Source organism: Marinobacterium sedimentorum (assembly GCF_024267675.1).
Lineage (GTDB): Bacteria > Pseudomonadota > Gammaproteobacteria > Pseudomonadales > Balneatricaceae > Marinobacterium_A > Marinobacterium_A sedimentorum.
The window spans coordinates 220673-237536 of the sequence record NZ_JALDYX010000004.1; the positions used below are offsets into that span (position 1 = coordinate 220673).

Annotated in this window: 12 protein-coding genes and 2 pseudogenes; 11 read left to right on the plus strand and 3 right to left on the minus strand. The window is 53.7% G+C overall.

Translation table 11 applies throughout. The annotated features are described in order from the left end of the window. Positions 1-244: 244 nt before the first annotated feature. The gene (locus tag MRS74_RS06450; protein WP_254579454.1) at positions 245-2635 is read left to right on the plus strand and encodes a DNA/RNA helicase domain-containing protein; all 2391 of its coding nucleotides are present in this window, start codon (positions 245-247) and stop codon (positions 2633-2635) included. 97 nt (positions 2636-2732) lie between these two features. Beyond that, the gene (locus MRS74_RS06455) at positions 2733-3098 is read left to right on the plus strand and encodes a nucleotide pyrophosphohydrolase (RefSeq protein ID WP_254579455.1); all 366 of its coding nucleotides are present in this window, start codon (positions 2733-2735) and stop codon (positions 3096-3098) included. Positions 3099-3156: 58 nt separating this feature from the next. Here the strand turns inward: MRS74_RS06455 and MRS74_RS06460 are convergent. Both MRS74_RS06460 and MRS74_RS06465 read right to left on the minus strand, forming a co-directional pair. Beyond that, positions 3157-3627 (minus strand): annotated as a pseudogene (locus tag MRS74_RS06460) (integrase core domain-containing protein); the annotation flags it as partial. A 24-nt stretch (positions 3628-3651) separates the two neighbouring features. After that, positions 3652-4202: pseudogene (locus tag MRS74_RS06465) on the minus strand (IS5 family transposase); the annotation flags it as partial. Between the two features lie 155 nt (positions 4203-4357). Here MRS74_RS06465 and MRS74_RS06470 point away from each other — a divergent pair. Further along, the gene (locus MRS74_RS06470; protein ID WP_254579456.1) at positions 4358-4561 is read left to right on the plus strand and encodes a hypothetical protein; all 204 of its coding nucleotides are present in this window, start codon (positions 4358-4360) and stop codon (positions 4559-4561) included. A 94-nt stretch (positions 4562-4655) separates the two neighbouring features. Continuing rightward, entirely contained in the window at positions 4656-5426 is a 771-nt protein-coding gene (locus tag MRS74_RS06475) for an NAD(P)-binding domain-containing protein (RefSeq protein WP_254579457.1), read from the plus strand. A gap of 327 nt (positions 5427-5753) precedes the next feature. Here MRS74_RS06475 and MRS74_RS06480 read toward each other — a convergent pair whose 3' ends face one another. Further along, on the minus strand, positions 5754-7025 hold the full coding sequence (locus tag MRS74_RS06480) for an MFS transporter (RefSeq protein WP_254579458.1): 1272 nt from the start codon (positions 7023-7025) through the stop codon (positions 5754-5756). Between the two features lie 1030 nt (positions 7026-8055). Between MRS74_RS06480 and MRS74_RS06485 the strand changes: the two genes are divergently transcribed. The 7 genes from MRS74_RS06485 (at position 8056) to MRS74_RS06515 (ending at position 16649) form a co-directional block, all read left to right on the plus strand. After that, on the plus strand, positions 8056-9204 hold the full coding sequence (locus MRS74_RS06485) for a glycine cleavage T C-terminal barrel domain-containing protein (RefSeq protein WP_254579459.1): 1149 nt from the start codon (positions 8056-8058) through the stop codon (positions 9202-9204). A 137-nt stretch (positions 9205-9341) separates the two neighbouring features. Then, complete coding sequence (gene purU / locus MRS74_RS06490; protein ID WP_254579460.1) at positions 9342-10214, plus strand: formyltetrahydrofolate deformylase; 873 nt, start codon at positions 9342-9344, stop codon at positions 10212-10214. A 147-nt stretch (positions 10215-10361) separates the two neighbouring features. Then, the gene (locus MRS74_RS06495; protein ID WP_254579461.1) at positions 10362-10994 is read left to right on the plus strand and encodes a response regulator transcription factor; all 633 of its coding nucleotides are present in this window, start codon (positions 10362-10364) and stop codon (positions 10992-10994) included. A gap of 1130 nt (positions 10995-12124) precedes the next feature. Next, positions 12125-13273 carry a glycine cleavage T C-terminal barrel domain-containing protein gene (locus MRS74_RS06500; RefSeq protein WP_254579462.1) on the plus strand — a complete coding sequence of 383 codons (1149 nt, stop codon included), beginning with the start codon at positions 12125-12127 and terminating at the stop codon, positions 13271-13273. Positions 13274-13652: 379 nt separating this feature from the next. Beyond that, the gene (locus MRS74_RS06505) at positions 13653-14582 is read left to right on the plus strand and encodes a methylenetetrahydrofolate reductase (protein WP_254579463.1); all 930 of its coding nucleotides are present in this window, start codon (positions 13653-13655) and stop codon (positions 14580-14582) included. 186 nt (positions 14583-14768) lie between these two features. Continuing rightward, a complete protein-coding gene (gene folD, locus MRS74_RS06510; protein WP_254579464.1) occupies positions 14769-15662 on the plus strand; it encodes a bifunctional methylenetetrahydrofolate dehydrogenase/methenyltetrahydrofolate cyclohydrolase FolD in 894 nt (297 codons plus the stop codon). A 486-nt stretch (positions 15663-16148) separates the two neighbouring features. Beyond that, positions 16149-16649 carry an Lrp/AsnC family transcriptional regulator gene (locus tag MRS74_RS06515; RefSeq protein ID WP_254579465.1) on the plus strand — a complete coding sequence of 167 codons (501 nt, stop codon included), beginning with the start codon at positions 16149-16151 and terminating at the stop codon, positions 16647-16649. Positions 16650-16864: the final 215 nt, after the last annotated feature.

Sequence of the window (16864 nt, forward strand, 5' to 3'; positions counted from 1 at the left end):
TACTGCATAGATCATACAAACAGCGACTGACGGTCGATTTCGTGTTTGCAATTACTGCGATTGCGATTGCGAGTCACAGCACAAATGAAGACTGAAATCAGGTTTCCCAAGCCCGGTACGTACAGCCTTATAAGCCCTTTTCGACACTGAGCGATGCGATTGCAGCAACTAGCGTGCATAATTGTCAGATGTATCCAAACTAAAATCCATAAATGGTTGATACGAAAAGGGAACTTTCGAGGATATGCTGGTCTACAACGCCACCAAACAGCAGTTCATTGATGACGTGCGAGCCAACGTCATCACCGACTCCATAGAGAACGAGGTGGCGCGCAGGTTGAACCGCAACTCTCCTCGCAATGAGGTGACGTCTTGGGAGAACTCCCTTCGCTTCATGATGAGCGTGCTGCTTGATGAGGGGATTCCCGCATCGGCAGGGGTGGCTATCGAGTACAATATTCCGCTGACTAACCGCCGTGTAGACTTCATCCTCACCGGCAAGAACCACCAGCGTGACGATGCTGCAGTTATTGTTGAGTTGAAACAGTGGCAGTCCGTTGAGGTGACGAACAAGGATGCGATTGTTCGTACCCAGTTGGGTTCCGGTATTCGCGAAACCAACCATCCCTCCTATCAGGCGTGGTCCTATGCGGCGCTGATCGAAGATTACAACGAGACAGTGCGTTCCGAGTCAATCAGCCTTGTGCCCTGTGCCTACCTTCACAACATGAAGCAGGCGGACGCGATCAATGACCCCTTCTACGAACACCACACCCGCCGTGCCCCAGTTTTTATTTCGCGCGATGCCATGCGGCTTTCCAAGTTCCTAAGCCAGCACATCAAGTACGGCGACAGTAGCGACATCATGTATCGCATCGAGCATGGTGTGATCAAACCGAGTAAAAACCTGGCGGATGCTCTGGTGTCGATGATGCAGGGCAATGCCGAGTTTCTAATGATTGATGACCAGAAACTGGTTTATGAAACCGCGCTCGACCTTGCGCATCGAGCAGCCAATGGGAAAAAGCAGTGCCTTGTCGTCAAGGGCGGTCCGGGAACCGGTAAGTCTGTGGTAGCTATTAACCTGCTGGTAGAGCTGACTAGACGCGAGATGATGACGCAGTATGTGTCACGCAACTCGGCCCCACGTGAGGTCTTCAAGAAAAAGCTGACGGGCACTCGCAAAAAGACGCACATCGACAACCTGTTCAAGGGCTCCGGAAGCTACGTAAATGCGGAACCTAATACCTTCCATGCCCTTATCGTGGACGAAGCACACCGACTGAATGAAAAGTCTGGCATGTACCAGAATTTGGGGGAAAACCAGATCAAGGAAATCATCTTGGCGTCGCATTTTTCCATCTTCTTCATCGATGAAGCGCAGCGAGTGACACTGAAGGATGTGGGCACGGTCGAAGAAATCAGGCATTGGGCAGAAGCGTGCGGGGCCGATGTGCAGGAACTAGAACTGGCCTCGCAATTTCGCTGCAATGGCTCCGATGGCTACCTGGCCTGGCTTGATCACGCGCTCCAGATTCGCACCACGGCCAACACCGACCTTGACGACATCGATTACGACTTTCGGGTATTTGACGATCCCAGCGCTTTGCGGCGAGCCATTCTTGAAAAGAACCGCACGGCCAACAAGGCACGTATGGTGGCGGGGTACTGCTGGCCCTGGGCGAGCAAGAAGGACAAGCAGGCCATGGACATTGTCTTTCCCGATCATGGCTTCGCTGCCCAGTGGAACCTGGATGACGATGGCATGCTCTGGGCCATCGCCGATCAATCAGTCGAACAGATAGGTTGCATCCACACATGTCAGGGCCTGGAGTTCGACTACGTCGGCGTCATTATTGGAGACGACTTCGTGATTCGAGATGGCCGCGTGGTGACCAATGCGGAGAAGCGTGCACGGCAGGACCGGTCTGTTCATGGCTACAAGATAATGCACAAGAACGAGCCTGCGCATGCTAGAGCCCTGGCCGACCAGATCATAAAGAACACCTACCGCACCTTGATGACTCGTGGGCAGAGGGGCTGTTACGTCTACGCAACCGACGCCGAAACACGTAAGTACTTCGCGAGCTTCGTCCGCTCCCCGGCAAAGGCCGGGCCTCCAGATACATACGAGGAAAGTGGAGCTCTGAATGGCCTGAATCTCCCCATCGTGTCGCGGGAACAGGCGGAGCCGTTCGAGCGTCATGTGCCGGTGTACGATCTGAGCATTGCCGCTGGCGGTTTCAGCGAGATTCAGATCGCTGAAGCCGAGCACTGGGTCGAGCTGCCGGACTTCATGCGGGCAAGCCCCGGCCTGTTCGTCAGCCGGGTAGTCGGTGAGTCAATGAACCGGCGCATCCCCAGCGGCGCCTGGTGTCTGTTCCGCGCAAATCCTGGCGGCACGCGGCAAGGAAAGATCGTTGTGGTACAGCATCGATCCATCGAGGACCCGGACCATGGCGGCAGTTTCACGGTCAAGCTATACCAGAGCGAGAAGATTGAAGAGTACGGCGAGTTCATCAATCAGCGCATCGTGTTAAAGCCGCAGACCAATGCCTTCGGCTACAAGGACATCGTGCTCGAAGATGAGCTGGAGGATCTGATAGTCATCGGTGAGTTTCTCTCCGTGCTGTGAGCCCCTCAGGTAATCCAGCTGTATTCAGGCTGGATACTGAGTAGCAGAAAAGGCATGCTCGCAGTAATCCGATACAGCCGAACCAAGTGAGTCCATCATGCCCGATCCGTTCAAGCAGCTTCACGACGCCATGGACCAGTTCGCCACCGAGCGAGACTGGGATCAGTTCCATTCGCCCAAGAACCTTGCCATGGCACTGACGGTGGAGGCGGCGGAGCTTCAGGAGTGCTTTCAGTGGTTCACTGAGGAGCAATCGAAAGAGCTGGACGAGAAGCAGTTATCCGCCGTTCGTGACGAGATTGCTGATGTCCAGCTCTATCTGATTCGTCTGGCCGGCAAGCTGAAAGTAGACATTGAGCAGGCTTGTTGGGAGAAAATGGATAAAAACGCAGAGAAATATCCTGCAGAGCAGGTGAAAGGGAGTGCACAAAAGTACACTAGTTATCAAAAACATAATGTGTAGTAATTCAGACTCGATCTGACAGTTACCGGCTCTTCGGGCCGTGCCCGTCAGGCCAAAATCAGTTCAGTTTCTTCTCCAGCCAAACTGATTTTCCATCCAGCAGAGTTGCCATTGGTGTCCGGCCGCAACACATTTTGCCTTGATGGGTTCTTTCAGTTTTGTAGTCATTAATCCAGTCGTCCAGGTCGGCTTGAAGCACTTCGATGCTGTCATAGATCTTCCGCCTGAACGTGACCTGGTAAAACTCCTGCAAGATTGTCTTGTGGAAGCGCTCACAAATGCCGTTGGTCTGCGGCTATTGTGCCTTGGTACGCGTGTGCTCAATGTCGTTGATGGCGAGATAGGGTTGGTAGTCATGCTGCTCTGCTTTGCCGCAGTATTCGGTCCCACGGTCGATCAGGATGCGCAGCATCGGCAGGTCATGGAACTCGAACATCGGTAGCACTCGATCGTTCAGTAGGTCCGCTGCCGTAATCGGCGTCTTGGTCGTATAGAGCTTCGCACAGGCCACCTTCGAGTAGGTATCGACAATTGCTGGGTAAGATCAAACCCATTGGGCATCCACACCGATATGTGCTTTCAAGCCAAAGTGCCACTGATTGCCTTTCTTGGTCTGATACATCTCAGGATCGCGCTCGCCGTTGCGATTCCTGGTTGAACTGGGTGCCTCGATAATGGTGGCATCGATCAGGGAACCTTCCTTGAGCAGTACACCCGCCTCAGATAGCCACTGATTGACCTCGTCGAAGATCTGGCGCGCCAACCCGCGTTGCTCCAGCAGGTGACGGAACTTCAAAATCGTGGAGTGATCCGGGATGGCCTTGTCCAGCGACAGGCCGGCAAACAGGCGCATGGAGGCAATTTCGTACAACGCATCTTCCATGCCTGGACCGCTGAGGTTGTACCACTGTTGCATGCAGTGAATCTGCAGCATGGTCGCCAGTGGATAGGCCCATTACCCGCCTTTGGATAATGCGGCTCAATCACCGCTTCCAGCCGTGCCCAAGGGATCAGCTTGTCCATCCGGCCGAGGACCTTTTCCTTTCGCGTCTGGCGGCGTTTGTTGCTGAACTCACTGTCAGCGAATGTGAGCTGCTGATCCATCCGAGCTTTCCTTGATGTAGATGATGGCTGCTATTGTCTCATGGCGCGGACTTGATCACAGCTTCCCTAACTGTCGTACCTTTGCGGCTATTGGTAACTGCAGCCTCCTGATGGCGTTACCCGCGTAGTAGAGCTTACCCGAACGATCTTGCTCCGTGGTGATCGGCACCAATAGCCCTGCGGTCGCCTCGATACTCTACATGACCTGCCGTATCGGCAATGTATCGATACACAAGGCCGTAATACCGGCACTGGCCTTTATTTTGCTCGCCGTGGTACCCGTGGTACCCGTGATGCTGGTGACCACCTTTGTGCCGGAACCGTCACTGTTTCTCCCGCGTGTGCTGGGATTGCTATAGTCCAGAGAAGGTCTAATGCCTCACCCTTTGCCGCAGACCGGTGGTCTGCGGCTTGTTTACTTTCCGAAAAGTTTTCTAAAAAGAGCTACCTATTATGAGTCCAACCCTTGGCATCATCGGCGCCGGTCATCTCGCCAGCTACACCGTCGCCGGACTGCGTAATGGCGGCGACAATCGCCGTATTCTCGTCTCGCCCCGCAACCGCGAGGTTGCGGCCCGCCTCGGGCGCGATTACGACTGCGAGATCATGGCCACTAATCAGTCCGTGATCGACACAGCCGACTGGATCCTGCTCGCAGTCCGCCCAGAGTTCCTCGACTCGGTGCTGACGGAATGCTGTTTCCGTGACGACCAGCTGGTGATCTCCTGTATCGCTGGCGTCGCTGCCGGGCGTTTTGCAGGCCTTCCGATACGGCTGGTCCGAGCCATGCCGCTATCCTGCGCCGAGTTTGGCGCCGGCGCCGTTGCGATCCATCCGCCCAGCGCAGAGGTCGAAGGGCTGTTCGGTTGCCTGGGTTCGGTAATACCTCTCGACAACGAAGAGCAGTTTGAACTGGCAACAGTCGCCGCTTGCTACAACGGCTGGCTGCTCGATCTCTTTGCGACCGTCAGCGAGTGGCTGGAGCAACAGGGAATGGCGCCGGATAAGGCCCGTGCTTTGACTTTGAGCGCCAGCTCCGGTGCGGCGGCGCTGGGTACAGGGAGGATTGAGCAGAGTCTGCGTGAACTCAGCGAAGGGATCGCCACGCCCAATACCCTGACCCGGCTCGGGCTCGACCACCTGAACGACAGAGGTGCATTTCAGCCCTGGGCTGAGGCCTGTAAACTTTTGAGCCAGCAATTGGACACCCGGGACAGAGACTAAATGCTACGCATGTTGGCTGACCGATATGTTTTCTAAGGCCTGAGGAGTGGGCGCTGAGTCTGTATTTGCTTCGCTGCAGCGCTGACAGCTAGTGTACTGTTGCACGCTATATGAAGATTATAACGGCCCCTTTTTCCGCCATCCTGCGTTGTTCGTTGTCGCCGTAGCCCCACTATGACTCCGCCTCACGCCTTGACTGGCGAAAAAATGAGCGCGTTCTAAAGCACCATCAAGAGTGCACCAGTACACTAGGTCCCGCCGCCTGTGTATCGGCACCTTTAAGATAGACGCGGAGGGTGTGCCGGATTCTCTGGCTTTTCGTGTAGGCTACGGGCTTTTAGCTTCACCCGTGACGGGCATTAGCGGCTCGCCATCCGCGTCCAGGAGCTGGTGATCGAACGCCGCCTGGAGACCGGTATCGTCCTCCATTTCCTCTTCGTGCCCATGGTCAAGGTGGCGTGGGTACAGCGGCGACAAGATCGCCACCAGGATGCCGATCGCAGAGAATATGGCAAAGGTATCGGCGTAGCCGAATTCATTCACCAGAACGCCGACGACGGGCGAGCCGGCCGCCTGCCCGAGCGCGCAAGCCATGAATGGCAGTACCGGCCCCATCGACAGTCGGCCCGGCAACAGCCGGATACCGGTCATCAGATAGAGCCCCGTCAGACTCATATAGGCCAGGCCGAAGACCAGCGCGGAAAATGTCGCGAGCGCTATCTGACCGGGGCTGGCGGCGAGCAATGCCAGGCTCGCGGACAGCATTGTCAGCATCAATGCGTGCGTGATGGGTGGGTTGTTGCGGTCGGCCAGGTCGGCCACCACGGCACCTCCGAGACCGGCGATGCCAACCGCTAGCCACAACCACCCGGTTGCGCTGGGCGGCAGGGCGCCGAGGGTGGTCATCAGGTCGGGCGCGAAGATCCAGTATGCCGAGGCGACGAAGCCCATCACGAATGCAAACAGCGAGAGCCTGAATAGACGCGACCACTGCAGGGTGCTGATCGGAGGCGGCGGCGCTGCGTCCGTCGGCGTGATCCGCGACACAGAGGGGATAAAGTACCACGCGGCAACCATCCCGATGCCCGCCATAACGGCAAAGGACAGGTAAGCGAAACGCCAGGCGCCGGCTAGGAACAGAACCGACGGTACCGCAACGGCCACGCCAATGCTGGTACCCGCGTTCATGACCGCGCTTACGCGTCCGTGCAGCGAGCGTTTCACCAGCGCCTGCATGGCGGCCGTGAGCGCCGGCATCATCAGGCCGGTGCAGATCCCGCAAGCGAACACGCCTGCGCCGAGCGATAGAGCGTCAGAGGCCTGGCTGATCAGCGCCAGACCGCCGACGGCAAAACCACCGGACAGCACCGCCGTGTTGCGGGCACCGAGGCGATCGGCGGTGAACGGCGCGACCAGCGTGGCCAGCAAGAAACTAATGAGCGGCAGCGCGCCGATGATGCCGATCACGTACGGCGTTAGTTCCAGCTCGGCGCGAATAGGGGGCACGAAGAGCCCGAAGGCGAAGCGCGCGAGCCCGTAACTGATCGCGACCAGCGCTGCACCGAACAGCGCAAACCCAGTGCTGGAAAGAGATTTCATACCGTTGCCCCCAGACAAGTATCGGGGATTCCGGTCCGTTCCGGTTCCAGGAGCCGTCCCTGCCGTGCAATGACCGCCCGTTGATGTTCGAAATCCGTATTTGCCCTGATCACCATGCAGCGCTCACATTAAAGGGGACTGGCCCGGGAGTATTGACGAAGGAATACCTGATAATCCTTGGAACGGTATACCGACCTGGAAAGGAAGCAGGGTCAGGTGCCACACCCCGCGGTGAACGTTGATTTCGGCCTACGGCGACCCTCTCGCACGCCGGAAACCGGACACTCACAGCCTAGGAGTTCTACTGGCCGGATTCAAGCAGGCTTCCGATTATCCCGGTTCGCGCATCACCAAAGCTGGCACACGCGCCATGTCATTCAAAGGGTCCCTCCACATGGATGAGTAAAGGGCGAATTAACCACATGCCTTGACAGTCGCCAAAGCGTTCATTGGCCATCGGCCGGGTGTTGCCAGTGGCTGCAGCTGAGAAGATTCGTTCCGGCTGACCGCTGACCGCTGACCGCTGACCCGAGGGCGAGGCATCAGCGCCGCCAGCCGGTCGATGAATTTTATCGGGCTGAGGACCAGGTGGGTCCTGCTGTCGTCATACGGTGTTTTCAGGCCGACGATGACGAATCGTTTGGGTCTTGAACAACTGCGCAAGCGCCAAGTAACTTCATGCCCAATTGCCGTGACAGGGGGGCCAAGCTTGACGGAGGCGTCCATCTCAGTTCCCTGCATGCGCCTTAACCTCTGCCTATTTAGCTTCGGAAAATTCTGCCGCAGAGCCGGTTTTAGGGCATGGCGCCGGGTGGTCGAGCGTACGCTTATTTGGCGCTATTCGGTGCCAAATCTGGCTTTAGTCTAAACGGTCCAAAGTGCATAGAAAAATAGTCCTATTATCCATTTTTGTCGCCTCCGTTTAGGCCCCGATTTCGGAAAGTTTCTCATATCATTCCCTTGTCATGTGTTTTTAGCGCTGCGTAATGTCACGACTAGGGACGCGATCGCACAATAAGAGGAAAAAGAAATGGGTAAGCAAGAACAAAAAGAATTTGGCTTTGGAACACAAATCCGTAAATCTCCTTATTTCGACGCAACCGTGCGCTGGGGTGCCAACGGGTTCTCTGTGTATAACCACATGTATATCCCGCGCGATTTCGGTAATCCCGAGCAAAATTTCTGGAACCTGGTAAACGACGCAATTCTCTGCGATGTTGCGGTAGAACGTCAGGTCGAGATTACTGGCCCTGATGCCGCACAATTCGTTCAGATGCTTACTCCTCGGGATCTTTCAAAATGTGCAGTCGGTCAGTGCAAGTATGTGCTGATCACAAATGCTGAAGGCGGAATTCTGAACGATCCGATCCTGCTTCGTCTTGAAGAAAACCGCTTCTGGATCTCTCTGGCTGACAGCGATATTTTGCTGTGGGCGCAGGGTGTCGCTGTCAACTCTGGACTGGATGTGCAGATCCGCGAACCGGATGTGTCTCCGCTTCAGCTGCAGGGTCCGAAGTCCGGAGAAATCATGAAGGCACTGTTCGGTGAAAGCATTACCGATCTGCGCTACTACTGGCTGCGCGAGTATGACCTTGACGGTATTCCTCTGATCATTTCTCGGACCGGCTGGTCTAGCGAACTGGGCTATGAGCTCTATTTGCAGGATGCTTCGAAGGGTGACGAGTTGTGGGAAAAGATCATGGCTGCAGGTGCTCCGTTTGGTCTTAAACCAGGTCATACGTCGACAATTCGCCGTATTGAAGGCGGAATGCTGTCCTACCACGCCGATATGGACATCAATACCAATCCATATGAACTGGGTCTTGATCGGCTGGTTGAGCTGGATATGGAAGCTGACTTCATTGGTAAGGCTGCCCTCAAACGTATCCGTGAAGAAGGTGTATCCCGCAAGCAGATTGGTCTGGTGATCGACGGAGCGGCACTGTCGGGTCCAAACACCAAATTCTGGGTGCTGGAAAAAGACGGTGAGAGCGTGGGCAGGGTCACTTCTGCCGTGTTCTCTCCGCGTCTGGAGCAGAACATTGCGCTGGCCATGGTTAGCGCGGATTTTGCGGTGCTTGGGATGACCTTCGACGTTGATATGCCTAATGGGAAAAGAACAGCCACAGTGGTCGAAAGGCCGTTCTTTGATCCTAACAAGAAAATCGCGGCGACTTAATCTTAGTACCTATAAGAACAATTATTAAAAGGTTTTCAGTCCAAGGCGTCTCAGTAGATATTTGAGGTTGGGTTATCCAACACCAATATCTACTGAAGCCTAAGCTAGCGAATGAATTGATTAAAGGACCAAGTGTTATGAACGCAAATGAAAAAACCTATATCCTTAGCGGAAGCTCAGCTAGCAAACTGGGTGTGCTCGATCTGATAATCGGATGCTTGTATAAGCATGAGTGTTATGCGTATGAAATACACACTTTTGACGACGATGATGTTGAGCGGTTCTTCTTCCGTGTAGAGTTCCGTTACATAGGTGCCGGTGAGTTGGCTGAAGAAAGCCTGCGGAGCCAGTTTGGTGACCGGGCTGCAGCCTTTGACGCCGAATGGGATCTGCGGGATTCGTCGACTCCGGACAAGCTGGTTATTCTCGTATCAAAGTATGATCACTGTCTGCAGGATATTCTGCATCGTCACAGTATCGGCGCACTCAATATCGAGATTCCGGCTATCATATCCAACCATCCGGACCTGAAAAGGCTGGCTGAGTGGTACCATATCCCGTATTACCACCTGCCCATTACTGCGGACACCAAACCGCAGCAGGAAGCCGAGATGTGGGATATCATCCAGAAGGTCGATGCCGATTTGGTTGTGCTGGCTCGCTACATGCAGGTACTGTCCGACGATATGTGCAAAAAACTGCACGGACGTGCCATCAATATCCACCACTCGCTGCTGCCGGGATTCAAAGGCGCAAAGCCTTATCATCAGGCCTATGACAAAGGGGTGAAGCTGGTAGGGGCCACCGCACATTACGTAAGTAAAGACCTGGACGAAGGTCCGATCATCACCCAGGGAGTGGAGCCGGTGGATCACACCTATACGCCGGAACGCCTGGTAGCAAAAGGACGTGATACTGAGCGCCTTGCACTGGCAAAGGCGATTAAGTTGCATGTTGAGCGACGCTGTTTCGTCAATGGCAAAAAAACGGTTGTCTTCCCGGGACACTAAGAAACCTGCGAATAAGCCCCGCAGAGGACAACCTGGACTTGTGCGAAGGTTCCCTAACCTTCGCTTCAATGCCGTGTTCCTCTAAATCTGCAAGCGGATCGCTCTTGTAATCGAGTGATCCGCTTTTGTTCAATGAGGGGGCCGATTTTGACTACGTTAAATGTACTGATCGCTGATCGTTCACCAACCTACCGCCTGGGTGTTCAGATCGCGCTGCAAAACGCCGGTTTGGATTGTACCTGTTGCGAGGTAGAGGCATGGAATGAGGTGCAAGCAACCTTGGCGCGCGTCCAAAGCACGGATTTGCTGGTATTGGACGCTTGTCTGCCGGAGCTAGGCCATTTTCGGCAACTAGAAAGGTTGCTGGCCAGTCACGTTGAGCTGCCTGTACTGATTCTGACCGATCTGGTGAGCACCAATTTTGTACGCAAAGCGTATCTCAGTGGCGCTAGTGGTGTGATACTGAAGTCCTCATCGTTGGAGACGCTGAGTGAAGCCCTGTCCTCAGTACTCAAGGGCAGCTTCTTGCACCCCGAAAAAGATAAACGCTACTGGGTTAACACTCCAGGCCGGGAGTACTTGGTGGATAGGTTAACCCTGCTGTCCGAGAAGGAGAAGTGCGTGCTCAACCACCTCAAATATGGTTTGAGTAATAAACAGATCGGCCTTCAGCTGTGCCTGACGGAGAGCACAATCAAGAGCCATCTCTCCAGTATCTACCGCAAACTGGACGTGTATAACCGTACCCGTCTGGCAATGAGCATCCAGCAGATAGTATGAGCCGGCATCGAAAGCGACGGCCTACTATAGTGACGCCGTTTCTAAAGACTTGGGATTTTTTCAAGGCTCAGGTACCGAGCTATTAAATTTCCGGATACGACATGGTGTCTGGCGCTGTTTCCTGTACTTTCCCTTCTTCGCTTTTCTCTAGCGAGATTCATCTCACTGTCTTTATTCATGGTCTAGGCTCTTGCCCTGTTCCTGTAGGACGTTCGTTTCAGCTCAATCCCTAAATTAATAAATGAGTGGCGAGTTTTGAATCCTATATTGATGGGTAGTTGCCCGTCTATGTTTAAAGACAGTTATCATTCTAGCGTAGTAATTTTCCAGGCGATTCAATTAGCTGGCTTCGGCGTGTCTCCATTCGCTACCGAAATTTGTGTGAGGTGATGGCAGAACGTAGTGCGCGTAGAGCTATCAACGAACCGGCACTGGATTATTAAATTAGCCGAGATTGAACTTTACCTCCCCCCTGAAAAAGGGCAGTACAGACAAGCACGATCCGTGCAGCCAAGTGCGTAAATTTTCCAGTCCCATGGCTAAATGTGCCTTATGGAACCTGCGAACCGGACTCTTTGTTGCCGCTTCTCGACAGGCCACCAGCATGCCTTCGAAACGGCGCCTCGATTCCGGTCCGCGCTGCAAGCCCGAGCCTCATTGGGACTTATTCGCAGGTTCCGTAGCGAACAAGTCCCATTTATCCTCTGCGAGCCATGAAGCGCACAGCTGCAAGTGATGCGGCACTCCGACGCTGTGCGCCGGTACCCTAATGGGCACTTTGGCCTAGTCCGTTTCAAGCACTGCAACGCTGCGGACGCATGCTTCCGGGCCCGCCCTGCGGGTTCCTTAGCCCCAGCCTGTAAATCTCCTGGAAATTCTGCAGCAGAATCGGTTTTAGGGCATGGCGTTGGGTGGTCGAGCGTACGCCTATTTGGCGCTATTCGGTCCCATTTCTGGCTTTAGTCTAAACGGTCCAAAGGGCACAGAAAAATAGTCCTGTTATCCATTTTTGTCGCCTCCGTTTAGGACCCGCTTTCGGCCGGTTTCTCATATCATTCCCTTGTCATGTGTTTTTAGCGCTGCGTAATGCCACGACTAGGGACGCAATCGCACAATAAGAGGACCAAGAAATGGGTAAGCAAGAACAAAAAGAATTTGGCTTTGGAACACAAATCCGTAAATCTCCTTATTTCGACGCAACCGTGCGCTGGGGTGCCAACGGGTTCTCTGTGTATAACCACATGTATATCCCGCGCGATTTCGGTAATCCCGAACAAAATTTCTGGAACCTGGTAAACGACGCAATTCTCTGCGATGTTGCGGTAGAACGTCAGGTCGAGATTACTGGCCCTGATGCCGCACAATTCGTTCAGATGCTTACTCCTCGGGATCTTTCAAAATGTGCAGTCGGTCAGTGCAAGTATGTGCTGATCACAAATGCTGAAGGCGGAATTCTGAACGATCCGATCCTGCTTCGTCTTGAAGAAAACCGCTTCTGGATCTCTCTGGCTGACAGCGATATTTTGCTGTGGGCGCAGGGTGTCGCTGTCAACTCTGGACTGGATGTGCAGATCCGCGAACCGGATGTGTCTCCGCTTCAGCTGCAGGGTCCGAAGTCCGGAGAAATCATGAAGGCACTGTTCGGTGATAGCATTACCGATCTGCGCTACTACTGGCTGCGCGAGTATGACCTTGACGGTATTCCTCTGATCATTTCTCGGACCGGCTGGTCTAGCGAACTGGGCTATGAGCTCTATTTGCAGGATGCTTCGAAGGGTGACGAGTTGTGGGAAAAGATCATGGCTGCAGGTGCTCCATTTGGTCTTAAACCAGGCCATACGTCGACAATTCGCCGTATTGAAGGCGGAATGCTGTCCTACCACGCCGATATGGACATCAATACCAATCCATATGAACTGGGTCTTGATCGGCTGGTTGAGCTGGATATGGAAGCTGACTTCATTGGTAAGGCTGCCCTCAAACGTATCCGTGAAGAAGGTGTATCCCGCAAGCAGATTGGTCTGGTGATCGACGGAGCGGTACTGTCGGGTCCAAACACCAAATTCTGGGTGCTGGAAAAAGACGGCGAGTGCGTGGGCAGGGTTACTTCTGCCGTGTTCTCTCCGCGTCTGGAGCAGAACATTGCGCTGGCCATGGTTAGCGCGGATTTTGCGGTGCTTGGGACGACCTTCGACGTTGATATGCCTAATGGGAAAAGAACAGCCACTGTGGTCGAAAGGCCGTTCTTTGACCCTAACAAGAAAATCGCGGCGACTTGATCTTAGCAAGCAAAAAGCACGGTGATAGTACGCTATCACCGCAGGCTCTTTTTTGTGCACGCGCTTCGGCCAGAGCCTTCAATAAAGCTGGCAGGGGTTATTAACCCGGAGGGTTAATACATGAAACAGGGATGTTTCATCATTGACCGTAGGTCAATGCGAACGCCAGAAAAACCAGCATGTCCACGCACCTGCGCCCGTTTTGATGGCGTGACGGGCAAATAGGGAGGGAACCTATTTGTCAGCCAGATTAATAGTTTTAGCAAAAAGCTAAGGGTGGTATCGCGCCGAAAGGCTAGAGAACACCCCGTGTGCCTGCGCACACATTGAAATTATAAAAACAGAGCCTGGCCGACCGCCAGCAGACAGGAGAGGTTTTATGGGGTTGTTCTCTTTTCTTACTAAATCCACAGACGCCAGCAAAGAGGGGCAGGCCCCCCGTCTACTGGAGAGCATCCTTCGCGGCTATTCGATCGAGGTCATGCCGCGGACTGCCGAGAAGGTGGAGAGTTTTCGGGACATCCTGCCTGCAGGTACCCGCGTCTATATAGCGCATATCGACGGAACACCGATCGAAGATATGGTCCGAACCGCTCGTCGCCTGGCCGATGAGGGGTTCCCGGTGATGCCACATTTTCCTGCCCGTGTCATCAAGGACCGTGCTGAACTGGCTAATTGGATCGCCCAGTATCAGGGCGAGGCGGGAGTAAAACAGGCACTCCTCCTCGGTGGCGGCCTCACCACTCCGGCTGGCGAATTCGAAAGTTCCATTCAGCTGATCGAGAGTGGACTCTTTAATGACTTCGAGCATCTGCACGTTGCTGGCCATCCTGAGGGGAACCGCGATATCGATCCCGATGGTTCCGACAAGATGGTAATGCAGGCCCTGAAATGGAAACGGGCTTTTTCCGAGCGGACCGATGCGAAGTTAGCGATCACTACCCAGTTCTGTTTTGAAGCCGCGCCGGTGATCTCCTGGGCCAACCGGCTCGCGGCCGAGGGGATTGATCTGCCAATCCACATGGGCCTGTCCGGCCCAGCCAAGCTCCAGACCCTGATGAAATATGCTTTGTCTTGCGGCGTAGGTCCCAGCATGCGGGTGCTGCAACGCCGGGCTAAGGATGTAACTAAGTTACTTCTGCCCTACGAGCCTACCGATATATTGCTTGAACTCGCTGCTTACAAAGAGCGCAACCCGGGCTTCGGCGTTGAGCAGGTGCATTTCTTCCCGCTGGGCGGTATTACAGCCAATGCGAATTGGGTTACCGAACATGGCGGGGCTGCAGGTCGGCCCGCCTCGGCAGCGTAAAGATAGGAAATAGCAAACAGTACTGGAACCCCTAAATAGACTCCTGTTTGTTTTTTCGTGGCTGAGCAACCGCAGCTGTTTTGCGAAGCTGCCCTGCATAAGTAAAACAACAATGAATATAAACGCGCCGACTTTAGAGGTTGTTAACCTTTTTCAGACGGCGCGTAAACTAATAAGGAGACAGACATGACTGCTCGGATCATCGACGGTAAGGCATTCGCAGCTATACTACGTGAAAGTGTGGCTGAGCATGTTTCGCAGCTCAAACAGACACATGGGATAACTCCCGGCCTTGCGGTTGTGCTAGTCGGAGATGATCCGGCATCTCAGGTCTATGTCCGCTCGAAGGGAAAGCAGACCATCGAGGTTGGCATGAACTCCTACGAGTACAAGTTGCCCGCAGATACCCCCGAATCCGAACTTTTGGCGCTGATTAAGCAGCTCAATCTTGATCCATCGGTACATGGTATCCTCGTCCAGCTTCCCTTGCCGCAGCATATTGACGAAGCGTTGGTGATCAATGCAATTGATCCGGCCAAGGATGTGGATGGGTTTCATATTTCCAATGCGGGGCTGCTTGCCACTGGGCAGCAGGCTATGGTGCCTTGCACCCCTTTGGGGTGCCTCATGATGCTTCGCGAGTATTGCGGTAACCTGACAGGGTTAAATGCGGTGGTGATCGGGCGTTCGAACATCGTCGGCAAACCCATGGCACAGTTGCTGCTGAGAGAGAGTTGCACAGTAACCGTGGTTCATTCGCGTACGAGGAATCTGCCGGATATCTTGCGTGGTGCAGATATCGTCGTCGCTGCTGTTGGTCGGCCGCTATTTGTCCAGGGCGATTGGATCAAAACGGGGGCAACAGTGATTGACGTGGGTATCAATCGCATCGACCAGGGTGACGGTACGACGCGGCTGGTTGGCGATGTCGATTACGATGCCGCCAAAGAGGTTGCAGGAGCGATTACACCGGTACCCGGCGGTGTCGGTCCGATGACCATTGCTTGCCTACTGGCTAATACAGTAACGGCATGCTGCCGCGCGCATTCTCTTCCTGAACCTAAAGGCCTGGCCGCCTAATAGACAGAAAAACGATATGAGCAGGTACTGCTTCACCGTCACATACTGTTCATGGCACGGGTCGCTTCTCGATATTTATATGCAGGTGATGGCGGGAAGCCGTCATAACTCGCCGTCTTGCTGCTCCTTATGCTTGATTGCTAAAAGCTGACCCCTGCCGCTACTACCGCTGATGAGAACCCGGCCCGATGCTCCGGTTGGAGAGACCGCAGGCCGGCTGTAGTTAGAGCTTTTGCTATCCCGGGTCCGAGGATCGGTATGTGCCGGGGCGGTATTCTCGGCCTTATACGCTACGATGTCGTTGTTTACCCAGGGACATGGGCCTGCCTACCACCGAGATCGGTTACTGAATTGCGGTCGGCGTGTCCGGTGGAGACCGAGGCCGCACTTATTTCCTGCACACCAGACTGGCGGCTTAAAGATTGAAGATCGTCACCCAGGCGACTACACTCCGGTCTTCAGGATGTTATTTGTGCCGTTAAGAATATGAAAAAAGTCGCACTAGATGCTGTCGATGTCCGCATTTTGAGTGCTGTGCAGCAGCACGGGCAAATAAGTAAAAATCGGCTTGCAGAATTGGTTAATTTATCGCCGACTCCATGCTGGCTTCGACTAACCAAACTCAAAAAAGCTGGTCTTATAACGGGTTGCCGGGGCCAGGTCGCCATCGATAGAATTCTCGACCTCACCAAGGTTTTTCTGACAATTTCACTGAATGCACATAAAAAGTCAGATTTTGATCGGTTTGAAAAACGCATTCAGAGTATCGATGAGATCGTAGAGTGCTGTGCGACTGGCGGAGGTTGTGACTATGTACTCAAAGTAATTACAACCAGCTTGTCTGATTTTCAAGCGTTAATCGAACAGTTGCTCGACGAAGAGATTGGAATAGATCGCTATTATATTTATGTTGTAACCAAGGAAGTTAAATCAACGTCACTTACCTTGTCACAACTCATGGAAATTAAGAGTCGCACAAACGTATAGATTTAACGTACTGTCGGAAGTTTTTTCAAGCCGAATTGTGACCATCTGGAAGTAATGATTCTAAGCCTGTCGCTCTTGCATCGACTTTATGGCTGGGCCTATGAAAAAATCCGACATAAGGCCCAATACAAATCAGTTAAGCTCTTTACTGATTTAATTCGTAACTATTCAGCTCATTTTTATAAAAAATATCTTGACAGGGTTTTTGCTAAAAT